2 protein-coding genes are annotated in these 967 nt (G+C 66.1%); both read left to right on the forward strand.

Annotated elements, in window-relative coordinates; all coding sequences use genetic code 11:
• Positions 1-503, forward strand: a 503-nt coding sequence (locus tag ACFWF3_RS09515) for a hydroxymethylglutaryl-CoA synthase (RefSeq protein WP_379313237.1), incomplete at its 5' end; no start/stop codon positions are given.
• A 9-nt stretch (positions 504-512) separates the two neighbouring features.
• A partial coding sequence (locus ACFWF3_RS09520; RefSeq protein WP_379313238.1) for a flavin-containing monooxygenase occupies positions 513-967 on the forward strand: 455 nt, incomplete at its 3' end.

The raw sequence follows: 967 nt of genomic DNA on the forward strand, positions 1-967 counted from the left end.
GTCGTGAGCTCGGTGAGTTCGCCGCGTTCTGCTACCACCAGCCCTTCACCAAGATGGCCTACAAGGCGCACCGGCATCTGCTCGAAAGCCAGGGCCACACCGCCGACGCCGACGCGATCGAGGCCGCCATCGGTACGACGACGACCTACAACCGCACGGTCGGCAACAGCTACACCGCCTCGCTGTACCTCGGCCTGGCCTCGCTGCTCGATCACGCGGACGACCTCACCGACAAGGCCCTGGCCATGATCAGCTACGGATCGGGCAGCGTCGCCGAATTCTTCAGCGGCACCGTGACGCCCGGCTACCGCGAGCACCTGCGGACCGAGGCGAATCTCGCCGCGATCAGCTCGCGTGAGCTGCTCGGTTACGAGCACTATCGGGCACTGCACGAGGCCACTTCGCCCAGTGACGGCGCGTACCACGCCATGGCCGAGGAAACGCGGCGCCCGTTCCGGCTGGCCGCAGTCTCCGGTCACAAACGCATCTACGAATCCCGCTGAGGTCGCCCCATGAGCAGTAACGACACCCGCCACGTCCAGGTCATGATCGTGGGCAGCGGGCTCTCCGGCCTGGGTACCGCGATCCGGCTCAGCCAGCGTGGCCTGTCCGATTTCGTGGTCATCGAACGCGGCCCCGATGTCGGCGGAACCTGGCGCGACAACACCTATCCCGGTGCGGGCTGCGATGTGCCGTCACACCTGTACTCGTATTCGTTCGCGCTCAATCCCGACTGGTCCCGGTCGTTCTCGCCCCAGCCGGAGATCGAGCAGTACCTGCGCACCGTGTCCGAACGCTACGGCGTTCGCGACAAGCACATCTTCGACTGCGCGCTGACCGGCGCCCGCTGGAACGACGCCGACGGCCGCTGGGACATCGAGACCAGCAAGGGCACCTTGATCCGGGCGGGCGGATTGTGGGAGTGTTTTTCTTGGTGGATGGGGCTGGCAACATCGTGGAGCAGCTA

The organism is Nocardia sp. NPDC060220, assembly GCF_042727815.1.
Classification (GTDB): Bacteria; Actinomycetota; Actinomycetes; order Mycobacteriales; family Mycobacteriaceae; genus Nocardia.